The sequence below is a fragment of the Methylobacterium sp. J-068 genome (assembly GCF_022829445.1).
Classification (GTDB): Bacteria; Pseudomonadota; Alphaproteobacteria; order Rhizobiales; family Beijerinckiaceae; genus Methylobacterium.
Genome location: NZ_JAKSXY010000054.1, coordinates 1 through 1,134, shown reverse-complemented (window position 1 = coordinate 1,134; position 1,134 = coordinate 1). Strand labels below are relative to the sequence as shown.

The window sequence follows — 1,134 nt, the reverse complement described above, 5'->3', positions numbered from 1 at the left end:
GAGACTACTTATGGACCTCTCGCCCATCGGCGAAGCCGTGCTCATCGCCCGTGAGGGGCGAAGGCTGAAGGCCTACAAAGACAGCGTCGGCGTGCTCACGATCGGCATCGGCCACACCTCGGCGGCCGGGCCGCCCCTGGTGACCGCCGGCCTGACGATCACCTCGGCCGAGTGCGACGCGATCTTCGCGCGCGACGTGCGGACCTACGTGGCCGCCGTGCGCAAGGGGCTGAAGGTGCCCGTCAGCCAGAACGCCTTCGATGCTCTGGTGTCCATCTGCTACAATATCGGGCCGGGCGCCTTCGCGACCTCCACCTTCCTCAAGCGCATCAACGCGGGCGACACGGCCGGCGCCCGCGACGCCATCCTGATGTGGAACAAGCCGGCGGCGATCATCACCCGGCGCGAGGCCGAGGCCGCGCAGTTCGTCACCGCCTACACCTCGGCGCTGCCGCGTGCGACGACGTCGCAGAAGCCCATCGCCGTGGCGGCGCCGGTGATCGCGGTGATGCACCCCGAGGTGCCCACGCCCGTCATCGTGCCCGTGACGCCCGCGCCCGTCCGCTGGTCGCTCGGCAACTGGCTGACCACTTGGCTGATGAAGCCGTTCTACGGCTGACCCTGCGCCCTTCCTTGCGCTGTTAGCAAAGAATCCCGAGCCGGCCGGGCCCGCCGCGCAACCCCTGACATCGAGACCCCACCATGACCCGCATGCTCCCGCTCGCGGCGCTGGCGCTCGCCTGTGCCTTCTCCAGCCCTGCCTTGGCCGCCGAGGTGGTCGCCGCCCCCACGGCCCTCGTTCTGCCGGTCGGTGACTGGCTCTCGACGTTCTTCGCGGCCGTCGTGCCCAGCGCCGTCACCCTCATCGCCGGCGCCATCACGGTGGGCATCAGCAAGGTCGCGCCCTGGGCCGCCCTGTTCCTGTCGCAGAAGCGCATCGAGACCACCGTGCAGACCGCCGTCGATTACGGCCTGAACGCGGTCGAGGGTGCCACGAAGGGCGCCAAGCTCTCGGTGCCGGTCGGCTCGGCCGTCGTCGCCAAGGCGCTCCAGCGCGTGATCGACAGCACCCCGCAGAGGATCATCGACAAGGCCGGCGGCCTGCCCGAGATCGGCGCGCGCATCTTCCGCGCG

2 protein-coding genes are annotated in these 1,134 nt (G+C 70.4%); both read left to right on the top strand.

Annotated elements, in window-relative coordinates; genetic code table 11:
• Positions 1-619 (top strand): lysozyme (locus tag MKK54_RS06170; protein WP_244009919.1); only part of this gene is annotated, 619 nt, incomplete at its 5' end.
• 83 nt (positions 620-702) lie between these two features.
• On the top strand, positions 703-1,134 hold a 432-nt coding region (locus MKK54_RS06165; RefSeq protein WP_244009918.1), incomplete at its 3' end, for a hypothetical protein.